The 18,150-nt window shown below is 45.1% G+C and carries 22 protein-coding genes; 13 read left to right on the plus strand and 9 right to left on the minus strand.

What is annotated here, in order from left to right:
- Positions 1 to 49 precede the first annotated feature (49 nt).
- The 10 genes from rfaD (at position 50) to VX941_10420 (ending at position 9,109) form a co-directional block, all read left to right on the plus strand.
- Positions 50 to 1,033: an ADP-glyceromanno-heptose 6-epimerase gene (gene rfaD / locus VX941_10375; protein MEE2933808.1), complete on the plus strand. Its 984-nt coding sequence runs from the start codon at positions 50 to 52 to the stop codon at positions 1,031 to 1,033.
- A gap of 3 nt (positions 1,034 to 1,036) precedes the next feature.
- Positions 1,037 to 1,861, plus strand: a complete 825-nt coding sequence (gene lgt, locus VX941_10380) for a prolipoprotein diacylglyceryl transferase (GenBank protein ID MEE2933809.1) — start codon at positions 1,037 to 1,039, stop codon at positions 1,859 to 1,861.
- Positions 1,858 to 2,946 carry an SAM-dependent methyltransferase gene (locus tag VX941_10385; protein ID MEE2933810.1) on the plus strand — a complete coding sequence of 363 codons (1,089 nt, stop codon included), beginning with the start codon at positions 1,858 to 1,860 and terminating at the stop codon, positions 2,944 to 2,946. Before lgt ends, VX941_10385 begins: the two co-directional genes overlap by 4 nt.
- Positions 2,943 to 3,725 (plus strand): peptidoglycan editing factor PgeF, encoded by a 783-nt coding sequence (pgeF, locus tag VX941_10390; GenBank protein ID MEE2933811.1) that lies wholly within the window; start codon positions 2,943 to 2,945, stop codon positions 3,723 to 3,725. The genes VX941_10385 and pgeF overlap by 4 nt, the downstream gene beginning before the upstream one ends.
- 149 nt (positions 3,726 to 3,874) lie before the next feature.
- On the plus strand, positions 3,875 to 4,855 hold the full coding sequence (locus VX941_10395; protein MEE2933812.1) for a hypothetical protein: 981 nt from the start codon (positions 3,875 to 3,877) through the stop codon (positions 4,853 to 4,855).
- A gap of 189 nt (positions 4,856 to 5,044) precedes the next feature.
- Positions 5,045 to 5,980: a ribose-phosphate pyrophosphokinase gene (locus VX941_10400; GenBank protein ID MEE2933813.1), complete on the plus strand. Its 936-nt coding sequence runs from the start codon at positions 5,045 to 5,047 to the stop codon at positions 5,978 to 5,980.
- An 88-nt stretch (positions 5,981 to 6,068) separates the two neighbouring features.
- Positions 6,069 to 6,758: a 50S ribosomal protein L25/general stress protein Ctc gene (locus VX941_10405; GenBank protein ID MEE2933814.1), complete on the plus strand. Its 690-nt coding sequence runs from the start codon at positions 6,069 to 6,071 to the stop codon at positions 6,756 to 6,758.
- A gap of 19 nt (positions 6,759 to 6,777) precedes the next feature.
- Positions 6,778 to 7,401: an aminoacyl-tRNA hydrolase gene (pth, locus tag VX941_10410; protein MEE2933815.1), complete on the plus strand. Its 624-nt coding sequence runs from the start codon at positions 6,778 to 6,780 to the stop codon at positions 7,399 to 7,401.
- 1 nt (position 7,402) lies between these two features.
- Positions 7,403 to 8,503 (plus strand): redox-regulated ATPase YchF, encoded by a 1,101-nt coding sequence (gene ychF, locus VX941_10415; GenBank protein ID MEE2933816.1) that lies wholly within the window; start codon positions 7,403 to 7,405, stop codon positions 8,501 to 8,503.
- A gap of 210 nt (positions 8,504 to 8,713) precedes the next feature.
- Positions 8,714 to 9,109, plus strand: coding sequence for a rhodanese-like domain-containing protein (locus VX941_10420; protein MEE2933817.1), 396 nt, complete (start codon positions 8,714 to 8,716; stop codon positions 9,107 to 9,109).
- Positions 9,110 to 9,116: 7 nt separating this feature from the next.
- Here VX941_10420 and VX941_10425 read toward each other — a convergent pair whose 3' ends face one another.
- From VX941_10425 to petA, 4 genes are all read right to left on the minus strand, one after another.
- Positions 9,117 to 10,016, minus strand: coding sequence for an S-methyl-5'-thioadenosine phosphorylase (locus tag VX941_10425; protein ID MEE2933818.1), 900 nt, complete (start codon positions 10,014 to 10,016; stop codon positions 9,117 to 9,119).
- 89 nt (positions 10,017 to 10,105) lie between these two features.
- Positions 10,106 to 10,870, minus strand: a complete 765-nt coding sequence (locus tag VX941_10430) for a cytochrome c1 (protein MEE2933819.1) — start codon at positions 10,868 to 10,870, stop codon at positions 10,106 to 10,108.
- Positions 10,870 to 12,201, minus strand: a complete 1,332-nt coding sequence (locus tag VX941_10435; protein MEE2933820.1) for a cytochrome b N-terminal domain-containing protein — start codon at positions 12,199 to 12,201, stop codon at positions 10,870 to 10,872. Before VX941_10435 ends, VX941_10430 begins: the two co-directional genes overlap by 1 nt.
- Positions 12,198 to 12,737, minus strand: a complete 540-nt coding sequence (gene petA, locus VX941_10440) for a ubiquinol-cytochrome c reductase iron-sulfur subunit (GenBank protein ID MEE2933821.1) — start codon at positions 12,735 to 12,737, stop codon at positions 12,198 to 12,200. The genes VX941_10435 and petA overlap by 4 nt, the downstream gene beginning before the upstream one ends.
- Before the next feature lie 168 nt (positions 12,738 to 12,905).
- Here petA and VX941_10445 point away from each other — a divergent pair, with 168 nt between their 5' ends.
- Genes VX941_10445 through VX941_10455 form a run of 3 tightly spaced genes read left to right on the plus strand, consistent with a single transcriptional unit; the run spans position 12,906 to position 14,849 of the window.
- Positions 12,906 to 13,358 (plus strand): tRNA (cytidine(34)-2'-O)-methyltransferase, encoded by a 453-nt coding sequence (locus VX941_10445; protein ID MEE2933822.1) that lies wholly within the window; start codon positions 12,906 to 12,908, stop codon positions 13,356 to 13,358.
- An 11-nt stretch (positions 13,359 to 13,369) separates the two neighbouring features.
- The gene (gene hemF / locus VX941_10450; GenBank protein ID MEE2933823.1) at positions 13,370 to 14,263 is read left to right on the plus strand and encodes an oxygen-dependent coproporphyrinogen oxidase; all 894 of its coding nucleotides are present in this window, start codon (positions 13,370 to 13,372) and stop codon (positions 14,261 to 14,263) included.
- A gap of 43 nt (positions 14,264 to 14,306) precedes the next feature.
- Positions 14,307 to 14,849, plus strand: coding sequence for a hypothetical protein (locus VX941_10455; protein MEE2933824.1), 543 nt, complete (start codon positions 14,307 to 14,309; stop codon positions 14,847 to 14,849).
- Here the strand turns inward: VX941_10455 and VX941_10460 are convergent.
- The 5 genes from VX941_10460 to VX941_10480 all read right to left on the minus strand — a co-directional run bounded on the left by VX941_10460 (position 14,833) and on the right by VX941_10480 (position 17,993).
- Positions 14,833 to 16,059 carry a CCA tRNA nucleotidyltransferase gene (locus VX941_10460; GenBank protein MEE2933825.1) on the minus strand — a complete coding sequence of 409 codons (1,227 nt, stop codon included), beginning with the start codon at positions 16,057 to 16,059 and terminating at the stop codon, positions 14,833 to 14,835. The genes VX941_10455 and VX941_10460 overlap by 17 nt on opposite strands.
- Entirely contained in the window at positions 16,060 to 16,350 is a 291-nt protein-coding gene (locus tag VX941_10465; GenBank protein MEE2933826.1) for a hypothetical protein, read from the minus strand.
- Complete coding sequence (locus VX941_10470) at positions 16,347 to 16,976, minus strand: CoA pyrophosphatase (GenBank protein MEE2933827.1); 630 nt, start codon at positions 16,974 to 16,976, stop codon at positions 16,347 to 16,349. The genes VX941_10465 and VX941_10470 overlap by 4 nt, the downstream gene beginning before the upstream one ends.
- A gap of 3 nt (positions 16,977 to 16,979) precedes the next feature.
- A complete protein-coding gene (locus tag VX941_10475; protein MEE2933828.1) occupies positions 16,980 to 17,558 on the minus strand; it encodes a DUF1285 domain-containing protein in 579 nt (192 codons plus the stop codon).
- Positions 17,559 to 17,834: 276 nt separating this feature from the next.
- Positions 17,835 to 17,993 carry a hypothetical protein gene (locus VX941_10480; protein MEE2933829.1) on the minus strand — a complete coding sequence of 53 codons (159 nt, stop codon included), beginning with the start codon at positions 17,991 to 17,993 and terminating at the stop codon, positions 17,835 to 17,837.
- Positions 17,994 to 18,150: the final 157 nt, after the last annotated feature.

Consider the following 18,150-nt stretch of genomic DNA (forward strand, 5'->3'; position numbering starts at 1 on the left):
ATTAGTTAGCGAGCTAAGAAAAGGAGTTATAAAATCGGGTGCATGTATTATGATTATAATCACCGGAGGTTCTGGATTTATTGGCTCTAACCTAGTTGCTGCATTGAGTGATCGTGGTGAGGGGCCATTAATAGTTTGCGACCGAATTGATTGCGCCGAGAGACAGGGTAACCTAAAAAAACACAATGTATCCGAGATTGTTGCACCAGCGGATTTGTCCAAATGGCTTATGGAGCGTGCTGGCGAAGTCGACGGTATTTTCCACATGGGGGCAACATCAGAGACTACTGAAACCGATTTTGCCCACCTGTTAGATAATAACTTCGGCGTATCCATGATGCTTTGGCGTTGGTGTGTGGAGAATGACGCAGCTTTTATTTATGCCTCCTCAGCGGCCACTTACGGAGATGGGAAACAAGGCTTTGACGATGATAATCATCCGGCTGCGTTGGCCGAGCTTAGACCGTTAAATGCCTACGGATGGTCTAAACAGCTGTTTGATCAGCAAGTGCTGTCTATGTCAGCAGCGGGCTTTAGTCCAAAAAAATGGGCGGGGTTAAAATTTTTCAACGTCTACGGGCCAAATGAATATCATAAAGGTGGCCAGCAAAGTGTAGTAGTGCAACTATTTGAACAAATCTCCAGAACTGGGCGTGCGAAACTTTTCCAATCCCACCATCCTGACTATGCTGATGGGGGCCAAATGCGCGATTTCGTCTGGGTCAACGATTGTGTGGACATCATGCTTTGGCTTTATTCGACGAATAAAGTAAATGGCATTTATAATTGTGGTACAGGGGAGGCACGGAGCTTCAGAAACCTTGCGGAAGCCTGTTTTGCGGCGATGGGTGAAAAATCCTGTATTGATTACATTGCTACTCCAATAGCCATCCGCGAGAAATACCAATATTTCACTGAAGCAAAGATGTCGCGTTTGCGGGGAAGTGGGTACAATAAGCCTCTTACATCTATTGAGGACGGCGCCAAACAATACATCCGTAATTATCTCTCTACGACTGACCGGTATCGCTGAAGTATGGGCCCTTATGTTTTTCCGCAGTTCGATGTAGTGGCTTTTGCCCTTGGTCCTTTTGAAATACATTGGTACGGATTAGCCTACATTTTAGGTTTGGTCTTTGGTTGGCGCTATTGCATCTCATTGACTTTGCGTCAGCCGTTCATTGTAAAGCAAGTCGATATTGACGATTTGTTCGTATGGGTGACCCTAGGCGTTTTAATTGGAGGGCGGCTAGGGTTTGTTCTCCTTTGGCACCCCGCGTATTACATCGATAATCCGATTGAGGTGTTACAACCATGGAAAGGCGGTATGGCTTTCCATGGCGGTTTATTAGGGGTAATTTTCGCCATATATCTGTACGGGCGGATGAAAAACAAAGATTTTTGGCCATTGGCCGACTTGTTGGCTGCAGCAACCCCGGTGGGACTATTTCTTGGCCGGATAGGTAACTTTGTGAACGGTGAATTATGGGGCCGAATTACCGACGTGCCTTGGGGTGTAATTTTTCCAAGGGCGGGGCCTGAGGTGCGTCACCCAAGCCAACTTTATGAGGCGGGACTTGAGGGCATAGTCCTTTTTGTTATCCTGACCTGGCTAATATTTAGACGTGATGCATTGATGCGTCCTGGACTGATCGGTGGGACATTCCTAGCAGGATATGGGTTTTTACGTTCGGTAGGAGAAATCTTTCGGGAACAGACCCATTTTGTTGGTGAATTGCCTCTCGACATAACCTGGGGGCAACTATTGTCATCAGTAATGATCGTTCTGGGAACGCTAGTTGTGGTTCGTGCTTTGCGTCAACCGCCTATCAGAGTAAACAAGGAATTGATAAAAGGTTGAACGAACTTCTCCAGACCTTGCGAAGGCGAATTAGGACACAGGGTCCAGTGACAATTGCCGCTTTTATGGCGGAAGCATTGTTGCATCCGCAGTACGGATATTACAGAACAGCAGATCCATTCGGTTGCGATGGTGATTTCATTACATCCCCCGATATTAGCCAAATTTTTGGTGAGCTTATTGGTTTGTGGGTTGTTGAAATGTGGCGGGCGTTAGGTTCGCCTGCAGATGCTGCCTTGGTGGAACTAGGGCCGGGTCGCGGAACACTGATGACAGATGCACTACGTGCTGCGAAAGTTGTACCAGAGTTTCTAGAGGCTATCTCTGTGCATCTTGTAGAAACAAATCCTGTACTTCGAAAGACCCAAAAGGCTCAATTATCAGATTATAGTCCAACATGGCATGACAGTGTGGCTACTTTGCCGGATATGCCAAACCTTATTATTGCGAACGAATTTTTTGACGCTTTGCCAATTCACCAGTTTCGTTACACTGATGCGGGATGGCGCGAAGTTTTAGTTGGAATAGGCATAGAGGGACTTGATTTGATTATCAGTCCGCGGGAGACGCCACATATAGCTTTGATAGACGATGTGATTACTCGCAACGCTAAAATTGGAGATATTACAGAGATTTGCCCTGCTGCTATTTCTCTGTTTGAAATTCTAGCCTCAGGGATAACAAAAAACGGTGGGGCGGCGTTGGTGATTGATTACGGTTCTGAGTTCAAAGAGCCAAAAGCAACTCTTCAAGGATTACGTGGGCATCAAACAACGAATTTTCTTGATTCTCCGGGTGAGGTGGATATTTCGGCTCATTTAGATTTCTCGGCCTTGAAGCGGGCTGCTCCTTCGGGGGTATGTTGCTGGGGACCTGTGGCACAACGCGATTTTCTTTTGTCTTTAGGCATAGAAATTAGGGCCTCACGCCTTACAAAGCTTGCGACTGAAAAAGAAAAGGCCAGAATACGCAGCGCTTGTAATCGTTTGCTTGCACCCAGCGAAATGGGCACCTTGTTCAAGGTGCTGGCGGTGACTTCGGGGGAGGAGGTGCCGTCGCCAGTCCCACCAGGATTTGTTAAATGACAGACAAAGGTTTGCAGATACTAACGGACCGTGGACTTTCAGTTTTAAGTGGTTTTCGGCATGGGTTTTTCACTCGTAATGGAGGGGTTAGTGATGGCATATATGCATCTCTTAATGTCGGTTATGGGTCTAATGATGCCACCGATAAAGTAACCAAGAACCGCCAGATAATTATCGACTCTCTCGGCGCCACGAGTTTGCACAGTGTTTTTCAGGTGCATGGTAAGAGGGTTGAATATGTGGATGGAAGTTGGGCCAGAGAGGAAACGCCTCGAGCCGATGCGATGGTCACCAACAAGTCTGGGATTGCAATTGGCATATTAAGCGCTGATTGTGCGCCTGTTCTGTTTTGTGATCCCAAAGCAAGAATAATAGGCGCTGCACACGCAGGCTGGCGCGGTGCTCTTACAGGTGTCGTAGAGGCTACCATAAATGAAATGCGCAAAATAGGGGCACAACCGGATTCCATTATTGCAGCTATTGGTCCCACAATTGGGCCTAATTCTTATGAGGTAAGTGAAACATTTCTAGAACCTTTTTTAGATCAGAACCAAAAAAATGCAGCTTTTTTCAGCGAGGCATCACGAGCAGCACATTTTTTATTCGATTTACCGGGTTACATCATAAGTTTGATGAAAGACCAAGGACTAGATAAAGTCAGTTGGACTGGTCATGATACGTATGCAGACAATGAGCGGTTTTTTAGTTACCGTTATGGGTATATCCACGAACAACCGGATTATGGTCGAATGCTGTCAGCCATAATGATCGAAAAATAAACTAGGAAAAATTGAAACGACATTTATGCCTTATTTACTGCAACTTCTGATATTTTGCCTAGCAGGCCTAGTGGTGTGCTGTGTTATGCTTTAATCGCCCCATTTTGGCATTATTAATAGTTTCACATTTAATTGGAGCATGTGGGCAGTTGCCCCGCCCTTTCGGGCAAAAACCGTCCAAACTGAGTGATGCACTTCGCCAACTCGATGATGTCGGTGGGGTGTTTATTGCTCCCGTAAACGGGCTACCAGCGAATATATCCGCAACTTTGCAGCAGGCAATTATTCAAAACCTTAATGATATAGATATTCCAGCAAGCGTCAGCGACGCACATCGCTATGGTCATACGCTTAGGGGGTTCGTACGTTCCAAAAACTCAAAAACCAGCATGGTGCAATTTCATATAAATTGGGAACTTCTAGATGAGAATGGTAAATTACAGGGGAATTTAAAAATAAAGGAAAATTCTGTGACGACCCGCGACTTTCGCCAGCGGATTAAGCCTTTCGCATCAGAAGTTAGCCGCGAGACAGCCCGTATACTGCGTACAAATTTGGATCATCACAGTCCATTTGTGGAGCCCCCTACGGTAGCAGTAGGAATAGTATATGGAGCCCCTGGTGATGGTGCGAAAGTATTGCCGGTGGCATTACGTGCTGTACTCCGAAAGTCAGGTGTAAACGTAACTAACAAATTGGGAAACGCTGACCTCACGATAAATATTTTTATTGCTATCGAGCATTTAACGAGGGCAAGTGATGAAGTTGAGATTATCTGGATTTTTCGTGATCGTAGAGGAGATATTGTAGGCCGTCTAAGGCAAAGCAATCGGGTTCCGAAGAATTTGCTGAAAAACCGATGGGGGCCTCACGCCTATGATATAGCTGTCGCAATGAGGAATAGTATAAAAGATATTTTAATGTCTTTACCGAATCTTAATATTAAGGAGAAAGATCATACCCCTAGTAGGTGGGAACCCTATGTTGCACCGACTCAAAAGGATAAAGAAATTGGGTCGAAGGGCTCTCCCGTCGAATCTATACTTCGACCGCTGGAAACGACACAAATAGAAGTACCTAACGTTGGACCTGCAAACCCTCTCCAAAAGGTCTTTTCGCATACACGATAAAAAATAAATATATATATTTAATGATCCAGCCGTAACAGCGTTTACAGACATGCCATGTGTTGTTATAGACCAATCTGCTTAAAGATCTTTTCACGAAACAATATTGGTCTACGATAGCCGTGCATCCTAAAATCAAGAGAGGTGGGACTCCATGAAGCCTGTGGTTCTAGCACGCTCGGAGGTGAATTAATGAAAATTCTAAGCTGCAATAGTAACCGGCCACTTGCTGAAGCAATATCTGCTTATCTAAATGTGCCGCTAACAGAGGCAGCAGTGCGCCGCTTCTCAGATATGGAAGTTTTCGCAGAGATACTTGAAAATGTGCGTGGGGAGGATGTCTATGTGATCCAGTCCACCAGTTACCCAGCAAATGACAATCTCATGGAACTTTTGGTCTGTCTGGATGCGCTACACCGTGGTTCCGCCAAGCGGATTACAGCTGTGATTCCCTATTATGGTTACGCGCGTCAAGACAGGAAAACAGGTCCACGGACGCCAATCTCGGCTAAGTTGGTTGCTAATTTAATTACGACTGCTGGAGCTCATCGTGTGTTGACACTGGATCTCCACGCGGCTCAGATACAGGGATTTTTTGACGTACCAACCGACAATCTTTACGCTGCTCCAGTCTTTGGTAAAGACATTGAAGAAAACATTAAGAAAAATGGTGATTTGACAGTAGTTTCACCTGATGTTGGTGGTGTAATACGGGCTAGAGCAATTGCGCGACGTGTAGATGCTGATTTGGCCATCATTGATAAGCGCCGGGAGCGAGCCGGTGTTTCCGAGGTAATGAACATTATTGGCGATGTAAAAGATAAATACTGCATAATGGTTGATGATATTGTAGACTCAGCCGGCACACTGTGTAATGCAGCTGTCGCACTGAAAGAAGCTGGCGCAAAGACGGTGAGTGCATATGTTACACATGGTGTACTATCCGGCGGCGCTGTTGCTCGTGTAAGTTCATCCCCGCTTGAGGAAATGGTAATAACTGATAGTATCATGGGAACGGAGGCAGTCAGGCTCGCTCAAAATATACGGCAGATCTCAATAGCACCGCTTTTGGGAGAGGCTATAAAGAGGATAGCCAAATCTCAGTCTGTCTCTTCTCTATTCGATTAAGTCCTAAAAAAAGAAAAAAAAGATTGTATTTCGGCTACATGAGCCGTTAAAACCCTGAGGTTCGCTTGACCGCTAAGGAGATAGATCGATGTCCAATGCCGTTGCAATGAATGCAGAAATCCGAGATCGAGCTGGCAAGGGTGCCGCACGAGCAGTGCGACGCGCTGGTCGTGTGCCCGCTGTTATTTATGGTGGAAACAAAGAACCAGCAATTATCTCTGTCGATCCGCGCGATGTTATAAAGGGTGTTGATTCTGGTGAGTTCTTTTCAACAATTTATGAGATTAAGCTTGAAAGTGGATTGGAGCGAGTATTGCCTCGTGATCTTCAGGTCCATCCCATTAATGATCTACCGCAGCATTTAGACTTTCTTCGTGTCACTGCTGAGACTAGGGTAACGGTGGAAGTTCCAGTTAATTTTCTTAATGAGGAAGAGAGCCCGGGCCTGAAGAGGGGTGGAGTGTTGAATGTTGTGCGCTACACTGTTGAAGTGAATTGCTCAGCGGAAGATATCCCTGCGAGTTTTGATCTGGACTTGACGGGCCTTGAGATTGGAGATGGGCTGCATGCGTCGAGTTTAATATTACCAACTGGCGTCGACCTAACTATTTCGGATCGTGATTTCACTATTGCCTCTGTTGCTGCGCCGACCGTAGTTGAGGAGGACACAACGGTAATCGAGGATAGTGAGGAAGGTGAAATTAGTCAGGATGGTGCAGAGGGCGGTGATGTCTCTGAAGATGAATCAGGCGACGCCTCCGGGAAATCAGACGGTTAGCTAGTAAGATAGGCATACTATGTTATTGCTAGTGGGGCTGGGTAATCCGGGTCTCAGATATGAAAATAATCGACATAATGTCGGTTATATGGCCGTTGATGACATAGTTCAGCAATACTCATTTGGAACTTATAGATCTAAATTTCGTGGGCAAGTTGCAGATGGAGTTATTCGCGGACAGAGAATCCTTGTTCTTAAACCTGAAACTTTTATGAATGAATCGGGCCAGTCAGTACAAAAGGCTACGAGATTCTATAAAATCGCGCCGAGGAATGTTATCGTCGCCCACGACGAACTCGATTTGGCTTTTGGAAAATTACGGTTTCGAACCGGGGGAGGTCTTGCTGGTCATAATGGCCTACTGAGTATTCAAAATTACATTGGGGCGGATTTCAGTCGCATACGGATTGGCATTGGTCATCCCGGCAGAAAAGAGTTGGTAAATTCACATGTGTTGAGTGATTTTTCCTCTGCTGAACGACAACTTGTACGTTCCATATTGGGTGGTATAAGTGAGTCGATAGGATCACTTGTCGATGGTAATGGAAATACTTTTATGAATAAATTGGCGCAGGTATTGGGACCTTTACAAAAAAACATCAATATTGAGCAGAAAAATACTATGAGTCGGAAAAAGGACTAAAATGGGTTTTAACTGCGGTATCGTTGGATTGCCTAACGTCGGTAAATCCACCCTTTTTAATGCGCTTACCAGCACGGCTAAGGCAGAGTCCGCCAATTATCCGTTCTGCACGATTGAGCCAAATAGTGGGCGTGTTGCCGTTCCTGACGATAGACTCTTTAAATTAGGGGAACTCAGTAATTCCTCGACTATTATTCCAAGTTTTCTTGAAGTTGTTGACATAGCAGGTCTTGTCAAGGGAGCGTCTAATGGAGAGGGCCTTGGCAATCAATTTCTAGGTTATATCCGCGGTGTAGATGCCGTCATCGCTATGTTGCGCTGTTTTGAGGGCGATGATGTTTCTCATATTGAGGGGTCTGTGGATCCAATTAGAGACGCTGATATTGTGGAGACAGAGTTGCTTCTCGCTGACTTAGAGAGCCTGGAGCGCAGGACCGAGCACATGCATCGACGGTTCAAAGGTGGCGACATTAGAGAGAAGGTATTATACGATTTAATGATGCGAGTGCTCGAGGCCTTAAGAGAAGGGAAGCCAGCGCGGGAATTTGATTATAGTGGTGACGAAGCTCCGTTTTTTAAGGAACTAGCACTACTAACCGCTAAACCTATACTTTATGTCTGTAATGTTGATGAGGGTTCAGCAGCGAAAGGTAACGAGCATTCCGAAAAGGTAATAAAGCGGGCCCGGAACGAAAGAGCCGAGGCTGTGGTTATTTCGGCGGCAATTGAGTCAGAAATAGCTCAACTAGAGAGCCCCCGAGAAAAAACTGAATTCCTTCAAACCTTAGATCTTGACCAAACGGGTCTTTCTAAGGTTGTAGAGGCAGGGTACAGGCTTTTAGATCTAGTAACATTTTTGACCACAGGGCCTAAGGAAAGCCGGTCGTGGTCAGTCCCAAATGGCTCTACGGCACCCCAGGCGGCGGGCATCATTCATAGTGATTTTGAGAAGGGTTTTATCTGTGCGGAGACTATAAGCTACCATGATTTTGTAACCTTCGGTGGTGAGCAATCGGCTAAAGATGCAGGTAAGATGCGACAAGAGGGACGTGACTATGTTGTTAAGGACGGCGACGTTATTCTATTTCGTTTTAATGTTTAATACCAAGTTTATGTAGATAAAACGTTTGGGCAAGCCTTACTCATAACTAATATTTTTAATTTTTGATTAGCAAGAAGTTTAGTCCGACGAACAATCAACTATTCCGCTGTGCGATGGAGAGCTCTTCGCCATTTTATTTTATCTCCGGTACTGGTTGAGTGAAGTCACTTAGATATTGCATGTTTATTCTTTTCTGGAGTGAGGTGATTAATGATTTGTCATGGAGTGAAAGAGTTGGTGGCCAAAGCGACCTCTGAAATAGAGACCATTCCCATTGAAGGTGCAGATTTGCTTATGGAGAATAGGGAAATCATTTTGGTTGATATCAGAGATGTGCGTGAACTCGAGCGTGATGGCACCATCCCCGGATCTGTGCATGTGCCCCGAGGAATGCTCGAATTTTGGGTTGATCCAGAAAGTCCCTACCACAGAGAAGTGTTCGCCAGCGACAAAACGTTTGTGTTTTTCTGTGCAAGTGCATGGAGATCGGCCCTTGCCACCAAAACTGTACAGGATATGGGTTTAAAAAAGGTAGCTCAATTAGAGGGAGGATTCGGAGCTTGGAAGAAATTAAAATACCCCGTCGAAAAACGGCAAAGAAAATGAGGTTGGTTCACAGAACCCGCCCGGCTATTGTTTGAAGCTGAGACACTAATCTTGGATCACGCGCTTCAGGTGCGGTAACCAGTGCGTTGTCGAGCGCAGTGTGACAACCAGCTGGGCAGTTTCTTGTCCGCTCCGCAAGTTTCGGAATTACCGCACTTAATAGTGTCTTAGCTTTTTCAGCATTTCCAATAAGGGTTTTCAAAATCATGTCTGCTGTGACGTTGTCGTGGTTCTGATGCCAACAATCATAGTCAGTTACCATTGCAACTGAGCTATAGCAAAGTTCTGCTTCACGCGCGAGTTTTGCTTCTGGCATGTTAGTCATACCGATTACGTCACACCCCCAATTTCGATAAAGCTCCGACTCTGCACGAGAAGAAAACTGTGGGCCCTCCATGGCCAGATAAGTGCCGCCACGAACGACCTCTATATCTAGTCCACTTCCGGCATCTTGTATGGCATCACCGAGCCTTGGGCAAACCGGGTCCGCAATTGACACATGGGCTACCAAGCCTGTTCCAAAAAAACTCTTTATCCGCGCAAAAGTACGGTCAATGAATTGATCAACGATTACGAAGGTGCCTGGAGATAGACCTTCTCGAAGCGATCCCACTGCTGATACGGATAGTATTTCGGTTACACCAAGCTGCTTCATCGCATCTATATTGGCTCTAAAGTTGAGTTCTGATGGAGGAATTTTATGGCCTCGGCCATGACGTGGTAGGAATACTATTTGCGCGGTGTTGAGGGTACCGCTCATCAGTTGATCTGACGGAGGCCCAAAGGGGGTATCGACATCGTGCCAAACGGTATCTTGTAATCCCTCCAATGCATATATTCCAGTGCCTCCGATTATACCTATAACAGGAGCCGCCTTAGCAACACACGGAATCTTGTTGTCAATCATTCAGAGATACTAACATGCCCCGTTCTGGCATTAAACCTAGTTGTGTTTGGGTTAGTTTTTATTGGGATAAAGTTATCAACTCAAATTAATTAATGAACGTCTGCCCAGGTCCGCCGCTTCATAGCGATCAGGATCGCAAGAAAAGCGAATAGGAACAACATCACCTTGAGGCCCATACTTTTTCGTTCCTCCAAATTAGGCTCTGCGGTCCACGCAAGGAAAGCAGTAACATCAGTTGCCATTTGTTTCACCGTTGCCTTGGTTCCATCAGTATACTCGACGGCTCCATCATCTAGCGGGGCTGACATTGCAATCTGGTGCCCCGGATAAGCAGAGTTGTAGTTCATGCCTTCACTTATTTTCATTCCTGCGGGCGGTTCTTTGTAACCAGTCAATAAAGCGTATAGATAATCAGCTCCTTGGGGGCGAGCTTCAACCATTAACGATAAATTGGGGGGATAGGCGCCGTTGTTAGATGCCCGAGCAGCCTGTTCATTAGGAAAGGGTGAGGGGAAATAGTCAGTCACACGTCCAGGGCGAGTGTAAGCATCACCCTCTTCGTTAGGTTCAGGGTTCTTGATATCGAACGTTTTGGCGAAAGCACGTATTCCCTCCTTAGAATAACCGAGGTCAACAAGGTTGCGGAATGCGACATATTTAAGCGCATGACAACCAGAGCATACCTCTTTATAAACCTGCAGGCCTCTTTGGAGTTGCGCTCTATCGTAAGTTCCAAAAATACCTTGCCAAGACCAGTTCTGAGGCTCGTGTTTGAGTGGCCCGGCTGCCATAGAAGTCGTAGCAACAAATAAAAAACCTACAGCAAACATGCATTTCAGCATTTGCCGACGCATTAGGCTTTCTCCTTTTTTGCTGCTGCTGCCCCAATAGGAGCAGAGCCACCACCGCTAGATGGGGGGATAACAGGTTTGCTAATTGATGTGGGGAGCGGTTTTGGCGTTTCAATGAACCCTAAAACAGGCATAAGGAACAAAAAATGTCCAAAATAATAGATGGTGCCTATAAGCCCGAGAGTTTTGTAATCGAACCAGCTTATGCCAGGAAACACCAAGTCGCTTGGTGATTTCACTCCTACGATCCCAAGAATTACGCAATCGACCAGCAAGACCCAAAAGAAAATACGATAAAGTGGACGATAACGAGCACTACGCACTTTTGAAGTATCAAGCCACGGAACTATTAATAAAATCATGACCGCTGCCCCCATTGCTATGACTCCAAGTAATTTTGCTTCTAAAAAGAAAATGTCAAAGGTTATGGAACGCAAAATTGCGTAAAATGGTAGGAAATACCATTCCGGTACAATATGAGCTGGAGTAGCAAGTGGATTGGCTTCTATATAATTGTCAGGATGCCCTAGATAATTAGGGGCAAAGAAAACGAAGAAGGCGAAGACTATTAAAAATACCCCAAGCCCCACCGAGTCCTTTGCCGTGAAGTAGGGATTAAAAGGTATAGTGTCCTGTGGTTCCTTAATATCTATTCCGTCGGGGTTGTTTGATCCATGCACATGCAAAGCAATAACGTGAAGGGCAACTACACCCACTATTACAAACGGTAGCAAATAATGCAGGGAAAAAAAGCGATTGAGTGTAGCATTATCTATAACAAAATCGCCTCGTAACCATTCAGTTAATGGATTTCCTATGATGGGAATTGCTGTGAAGAAATCTGTGATAACCTGAGCTCCCCAATAACTCATCTGGCCCCATGGCAGTACGTAGCCCATAAATGCAGTTGCCATCATCAATAGAAGTATTACTACACCTAACATCCAAAGTAGTTCCCGGGGTGCCTTATATGACCCATAATAGAGACCCCTGAAAATATGGATATAGACGACTATAAAAAACATTGAGGCGCCATTGGCGTGGATATATCTAATAAGCCAGCCATAATTCACGTCACGCATAATTCGTTCTATGCTACCAAATGCTAATGTGGTGTGTGGCGTATACTGCATTGCCAGTAGAATGCCAGTCACAATCATTGTAACTAAAACGACTGTGGCCAATGCGCCAAAATTCCAGAAGTAATTGAGATTTTTGGGCATAGGAAATTCGTTATACTCAGCATTCATGTAAGAAAATACCGGTAGTCGATGGTCAACCCACTGCACTAATTTGTTATCGAACTGCTTCTTTTCCATTTCAATCTCACTCATCCTATTCTAAGGATATTGTCGGATACAAATTTATAAGGCGGTACAGGCAAATTTTTCGGTGCTGGACCTTTCCGTATACGTCCCGAAGTGTCGTAATGAGAACCATGGCACGGACAGTAAAAACCGCCGAATTCGCCTCGGTTTTCCGTAGCTTTAGCACCAGTCGGAATACAACCGAAGTGGGTGCAGTTTGCACCTACTACTAACCATTCGGGCCTGTCCCTGTTAACACGTGCACTATCTTTTTCGGGATCCCTCAACGAGGCGACCTCAACTTTTTCTGCCGCTGAAATTTCATCTTTCGTTCGGCGGCGAACAAAATAGGGCTTTTTTCTCCATTTTACGAGTATTGCCTGCCCTGGTTGTATTGAAGCAATATCCAATTCTGTTGAGGAAAGTGCTTTTACTTCTGCAGACTTGTCCATACTGAACACCAGTGGCCAGCCGAACGACGCTGCGCCAACGGTACCCACCGCGATCGAGGTGAGCTGTAAGAAATCCCTACGCCCGTGATGTGTTGACTCTTTATCCGCCATTCATCAAATTCCTTGCCATTAAGTTTAAACATTCAACAGACGCGGGTATAATATACCTCTTACCAAACAATTCGGGGAGTTGATGCGACAACCTGCCGCAGAAATAGTTACAAAGGTAAAATAGCCTTTAATTTTGAAAAAACCGAACAACCCATAGTAGTTGGTATTATGCGTCTTGCCCTTTTCGAACCAGATATTCCACAAAATACGGGCACAATTTTGCGTTTAGCATCGTGCCTTGGAATAGCGATTGACATTATAGGGCCGTGCGGATTTGTTTGGTCTGATCGTCTCTTACGCCGTGCTGGTATGGATTATTTAGATAGGGTTGATTGCTGTCATCACTCTTCCTGGAGTGAATACGAAGCATCACAACAAGGTCGAATCTTATTACTGACTACGCATGGTGATAATTTGTATACTGATTTTCGCTTTTCGTCAGACGATACACTCTTACTTGGCCGCGAAAGCGCTGGTGTGCCTGATACGGTACATGCCTCAGCTGACGGAAGATTGCGCATACCGATGAGAGCTGGGGAGCGTGCACTGAACGTAGCTGTGGCAGCCTCTATGGTTGTTGGGGAAGCTTTACGACAGACCCAATCCTTCCCAAATGATTAGTTGGAGAACAGATGAAAAAAAACATTGATGGTATTGCAAAGCGCAAGGAACATGCGATCAATTGGTTTGCGGGTTTGCGTGACCAAATTTGTAATGAATTCGAAGCCCTCGAGGATGCGAGTCGGGGTCCACTTTCTGACCGTCCGGCAGGCAGGTTTGAGAGAAGAAGATGGAAACGAGCTGAAGGAGAGCCAAATGAGGCCCGTTCTGTCGGCATGACCGGTGGGGGAGAAATGTCGATTATGAAAGGAAGAGTGTTTGAAAAAGTGGGAGTAAACATATCGACAGTATTCGGTAATCTTTCACCGCAATATGCGAAAGAGATCCCAGGAGCTGAAACAGACCACCGTTTTTGGGCAAGTGGAATTTCGGTAGTCGCGCATATGCAATCTCCGCTTGTTCCAGCGGTCCATATGAATACGCGTCACATAATAACCACCAAATCTTGGTTTGGCGGTGGCGCAGACTTAACACCGATGATTGCAAACGCCTCAGATAGTGATTTTTTCCACTCTGCCTTTGAGAAAGTTTGTAGACAGCACGAAGTGGCCGATTATGAAAGATTTAAAAAATGGTGTGATGAATATTTTTACGTGCAGCATAGAAATGAACCACGAGGAATTGGGGGGATTTTTTTTGATTATCTGGAAAGTGGTGATTGGAATGCTGATTTTGCTTTTACTCGTGATGTAGGTAGTGTTTTCTTGAGTACTTACAGCAGCTTAGTCAGGCGCAATTTTGATAAGGGATGGACTGAAGCACAGCGGGCGCAGCAACTAGTGAAGCGGGGGCGATACGTAGAATTTAATTTACTTTATGATCGTGGAACTCGATTCGGCCTTATGACGGGTGGAAATCCGGAAGCAGTGCTGATGTCCTTGCCGCCAGAGGTACATTGGCCTTAAAAGGTACAGTAGCATACGAAAACTCTAATCTTGGACAGGGAATATGTCAGTAGTAACTCGGTTGATCACTGTGTTAGCAATGGTGTTTTTATTTTCATTCGGGTCTAATGCGAAAAATCTCAAAATTGACGCCTTTTACGGAGAATTCCAGGGTAGTGGAGTCTCTCAAAATCGCGACAGTATTTATTTCGGGGTCACGGTACGTGATTTTGGTGTGGTCATTAGGCCAGTGGATCCGGGATTCGAGGTCGAGTGGACAACCGTTATACGTCGTGGGGGCAATCCAAATAAGCCGAAAATAAGGCAAAAAACACAAAAGTTTATTTTCCAGCCAACAGCTCAAAAGAACATTTTTAGATCTCCGGAGGCGCCTGATTACATGAGCGGTCAACCCTTTGCCTGGGCAAGGATAAATCGCAGTACGCTTCATATTTATTTACTATCCATAAATGCAAAGGGGATTTATTCGATGCAAACATATGCACGTACTCTAACACCGATGGGTATGGATTTTGTTTTCACCAGATTACGAGATGGAGAACCCGTCCGTTCCATTAAAGGAAAACTAGTTAAACATAAGAAATAAGTCGGCGTAATTTTTTAAGACAGTGTTCACGGTCGGGAAGGAAATTATTATCAACCCACCAGTCTTCGATAATACTTAGGGCATGGCCCAGTTCAGGGCCTTGGTTCATGCCTGCGGCAAGTCCATCTTGCCCGGTTAGTGGGAAAGTAGGGTTGCGCCAGTTGTTGATTTTACTCAGAACACTGAAGGGTAGACCGGCTCCCTCATCAAGCGACCAAGCCAGAACCAAGCGATCTCGAACGGCTCTGCTTCCTAATTTGTAAAGCGCTTCCTCTAATTTGCCTTCATCTGGAGTTGGCCCTGTTGCCGCCTCTAAACGCCTCCGAAAACTATTAGGTAAATTCAAACGTTTAGTTATCCGAGTGATTTCAGAGGTGTTGTTATCAACTAATGCGGTGAGTCGCAGCATTACATCTGTGTTGCAGGTATCTATTTTTGCAGAAAAATTTTTTTCTATGGTAATTAGCCGTTTGAGCCGGTCTAAATTTGCAGATTTTGTAAGGCAATAGGATAGGATACCGTCAATCTGCATTATCTTGACACTTGGTGTCGGGTCTCGAGATGCTAAAAGTTTTAAGATCTCTTGGCGTGTCCTATCACCGGATAGTTGCCTTAATAAGGGAGCCATCTCGCAACAGGCAGCGCGCGCCTCTGCATTTGCAGGAGAAATACCGTAATCGGCAAAAAATCGGTAGAAGCGAAGAATTCTTAGTACATCTTCTTTTATCCTTGTCTTAGCATTTCCCACAAAACGAACCTTACCGAGCAATATGTCTTGTATACCGCCCACATAATCAAAAATCTGACCGTTAGGAGAGAGAGAAAGCGTATTAATTGTAAAATCTCTTCGTTCCGCATCTGCCTGCCAGTCGTTGGTAAATATAACGTTTGCGTGCCGGCCGTCGGTATCCAGATCGCGCCGAAGCGTGGTGATTTCGAAGGGCTGTGAATCCACTAAAGCTGTAATAGTTCCGTGCCTTATCCCCGTCGGGATTGCTTTTATTCTTGATCGACAGAGCAGCTCCATTACTGCTTCTGGCTTTGCTTCGGTGGCAATGTCAATGTCATTAATCGGACGATGTAAAATAGCATCGCGCACGCAGCCTCCAATGAATCGTGCTTCAGCGCCGTCTGCATTTAGCGCTTTCATTACTGTTCTTACACTCGTTGTCTTCATCCAGTCTTGGAGGAGATTTTGCTCTGGCATCATTTATTTTCTATAATGCCCGGGAATGATCTTGCCCTCTTTATACTGAGGTGCAACATACTCTCCGGGCTTGCTGGGTTTTCCTAAAACGAGTGGTGTTATCAGTAATGTTACTGCTAGTAATCCGCAGCCACCGATGCCAAGCCATATCCACGGCGCATCGCTAAGGATCTTGTCATCGATTTCTTCGCCGCCATTTTTCATTTTCTGTCGACGCGCCATCCAAACCCAAAAAAAATAAATCAGTGTCGGGAGTAATAAGGGAAGTATTATGGTGATCAATTTTCTAATCATATCGGACTCAACAATTCTGAAAGGTTTACGAGCATACCGGCAGTTGCTCCCCAAATGTAATATCCGTGATACTCCATCGCATAGAAATATCGTGTCGTTCCGCAAACATTTTTACTTGCTCTCTTGTGGTTGGTCCGGTCCATGAGAAAAGCAAGAGGTACCTCGAAAATGGCAGCAACTTCTTGTGGGTCAGCCTTGACATGGATTGGTGGTTTTACGAATGCAACTACGGGTATTACTTCAAAACCTGTTCGTGTCATGTAGGTGTCAAGTCTTCCAATGACCTCGACTTGATCTCGACTTAGACTAATTTCTTCTTCTGTCTCTCGCAGAGCTGTAGCTTCATAGCTTACATCTCTAGTTTCAATTCGTCCGCCCGGGAAACTTATTTGGCCTGCATGGTCTTTTAAGTTGCTGGCCCTTTGTGTTAGCAGAACAGTCATTCCCCGCTTATGTCTTATCAAGGGTATAAGAACTGCAGCGGGCCGAGAAGTTTTTGGTAATTCCATAAGTGGATTGAGGTCGTGATCTCCGCGTTGTAGGTGTTTTTGCCGTAACACTCCAGAGCCCCAGCGACCTGCTTCATAGGAAGATATCTTTTTGGTGATGTAGGATCTCGTAAACAAGAATTAAACCTCACCTAATTCAAAATACTTAGTTGCACTCCACACACCAAGCACTGTTTTGCCGCATATTTTTTTTTCCTCTGCCATTTCAACAAGTTGGTAGAATTGTGGTCGTAAAATGAGCGCCTCTAGTTTGTCTCTTACGGCAATATAGGGTTTAGGTTCCCCGGTAATAGGATCTTGAACAATACGTATCGGGTGATTTTGACCTGCTACTATGGTTTGGTCGAGATTTGTGCGAAAAATTAGTGTTTGCTGATCTCCGGTGCTCTTTACGCTCAGTTCAACAGCAGTAAAGGGCGCATCTTCGACAAAAATTTGAAATTGTTCTATAGGGGTGATTAGAAAAAACCTACCATCATCGCTGCGCCTAAGTACTTTCGAGAAGAGCTGACACATTTTTTTACGTTTTATGGGCTGCCCTTCGTGAAACCATGTGCCGTCTCGGGCAATTTTGATGTCAATGCTTTCGCATTTATTCGGATCAAATTTCCAATTTAGAGCGGCTTCAAGAGACCTATCGGATTTTATTTCTGTTAACAGATTATCGATTGGTGTTGATGTAAATTTATTATTAGTCATTGAGAGGATATAGCACCGAAATACGATAAGATTAAGGCCGATATTTACGGTCCAATATTATTTTGCACAGAAAAACAGTCAACTAGATGTTGTCGTAGCCTTAGGAATTATAAATCCATCAGAAACGAACGATGTTCCAAGAAAAATTTTGAATAGATTAAGGGTCGATAACGATTAGATGGAAACTTGTGTTTAGGAAATGGCTCTTAAGTTTTCTGAACAATAAAAAACCGCCAGCCCAATCACACTAGGCTGGCGGCTACTTAGTTTAGTGCTTTATCTTTGGTAAAGAATAATCCCGCCGCGTTTGCCCGTAAATAATCCCGGGCCCTCTGTTTCTTTCCAGCTTTCATCTTCTACGACACCTGGTTCGCATGCTGTCACTAACAATGCAACCGAAGCAAACAGAAGAATCGAAAGAAACCGACCAAACATATATTTTACCAGCACATATTCTTTTAACAGGTGCGATTAGAAGCGCGCCCGGAAGCCCAAGACCCAGATGTCCTGATCTTCGAAGTCGATCTCTGCTCCGGCAGTACCGCCAGCCATATCACGATCAAGCGAGACGTGACGGTAACCGGCATACACG

Source organism: Pseudomonadota bacterium, assembly GCA_036339585.1.
Classification (GTDB): domain Bacteria; phylum Pseudomonadota; class Alphaproteobacteria; order UBA8366; family UBA8366; genus UBA8366.

What these genes read in the sequence shown, in the direction of transcription:
- rfaD (MEE2933808.1), top strand. Translation starts at nt 50, where the DNA reads ATGATTATAATCACCGGAGGTTCTGGATTTATTGGCTCTAACCTAGTT.
- lgt (MEE2933809.1), top strand. Translation starts at nt 1,037, where the DNA reads ATGGGCCCTTATGTTTTTCCGCAGTTCGATGTAGTGGCTTTTGCCCTT.
- pgeF (MEE2933811.1), top strand. Translation starts at nt 2,943, where the DNA reads ATGACAGACAAAGGTTTGCAGATACTAACGGACCGTGGACTTTCAGTT.
- VX941_10400 (MEE2933813.1), top strand. Translation starts at nt 5,045, where the DNA reads ATGAAAATTCTAAGCTGCAATAGTAACCGGCCACTTGCTGAAGCAATA.
- VX941_10405 (MEE2933814.1), top strand. Translation starts at nt 6,069, where the DNA reads ATGTCCAATGCCGTTGCAATGAATGCAGAAATCCGAGATCGAGCTGGC.
- pth (MEE2933815.1), top strand. Translation starts at nt 6,778, where the DNA reads ATGTTATTGCTAGTGGGGCTGGGTAATCCGGGTCTCAGATATGAAAAT.
- ychF (MEE2933816.1), top strand. Translation starts at nt 7,403, where the DNA reads ATGGGTTTTAACTGCGGTATCGTTGGATTGCCTAACGTCGGTAAATCC.
- VX941_10420 (MEE2933817.1), top strand. Translation starts at nt 8,714, where the DNA reads ATGATTTGTCATGGAGTGAAAGAGTTGGTGGCCAAAGCGACCTCTGAA.
- VX941_10425 (MEE2933818.1), bottom strand. Translation starts at nt 10,016, where the DNA reads ATGATTGACAACAAGATTCCGTGTGTTGCTAAGGCGGCTCCTGTTATA.
- VX941_10430 (MEE2933819.1), bottom strand. Translation starts at nt 10,870, where the DNA reads ATGCGTCGGCAAATGCTGAAATGCATGTTTGCTGTAGGTTTTTTATTT.
- VX941_10435 (MEE2933820.1), bottom strand. Translation starts at nt 12,201, where the DNA reads ATGAGTGAGATTGAAATGGAAAAGAAGCAGTTCGATAACAAATTAGTG.
- petA (MEE2933821.1), bottom strand. Translation starts at nt 12,737, where the DNA reads ATGGCGGATAAAGAGTCAACACATCACGGGCGTAGGGATTTCTTACAG.
- VX941_10445 (MEE2933822.1), top strand. Translation starts at nt 12,906, where the DNA reads ATGCGTCTTGCCCTTTTCGAACCAGATATTCCACAAAATACGGGCACA.
- hemF (MEE2933823.1), top strand. Translation starts at nt 13,370, where the DNA reads ATGAAAAAAAACATTGATGGTATTGCAAAGCGCAAGGAACATGCGATC.
- VX941_10455 (MEE2933824.1), top strand. Translation starts at nt 14,307, where the DNA reads ATGTCAGTAGTAACTCGGTTGATCACTGTGTTAGCAATGGTGTTTTTA.
- VX941_10460 (MEE2933825.1), bottom strand. Translation starts at nt 16,059, where the DNA reads ATGATGCCAGAGCAAAATCTCCTCCAAGACTGGATGAAGACAACGAGT.
- VX941_10465 (MEE2933826.1), bottom strand. Translation starts at nt 16,350, where the DNA reads ATGATTAGAAAATTGATCACCATAATACTTCCCTTATTACTCCCGACA.
- VX941_10475 (MEE2933828.1), bottom strand. Translation starts at nt 17,558, where the DNA reads ATGACTAATAATAAATTTACATCAACACCAATCGATAATCTGTTAACA.
- VX941_10480 (MEE2933829.1), bottom strand. Translation starts at nt 17,993, where the DNA reads ATGTTTGGTCGGTTTCTTTCGATTCTTCTGTTTGCTTCGGTTGCATTG.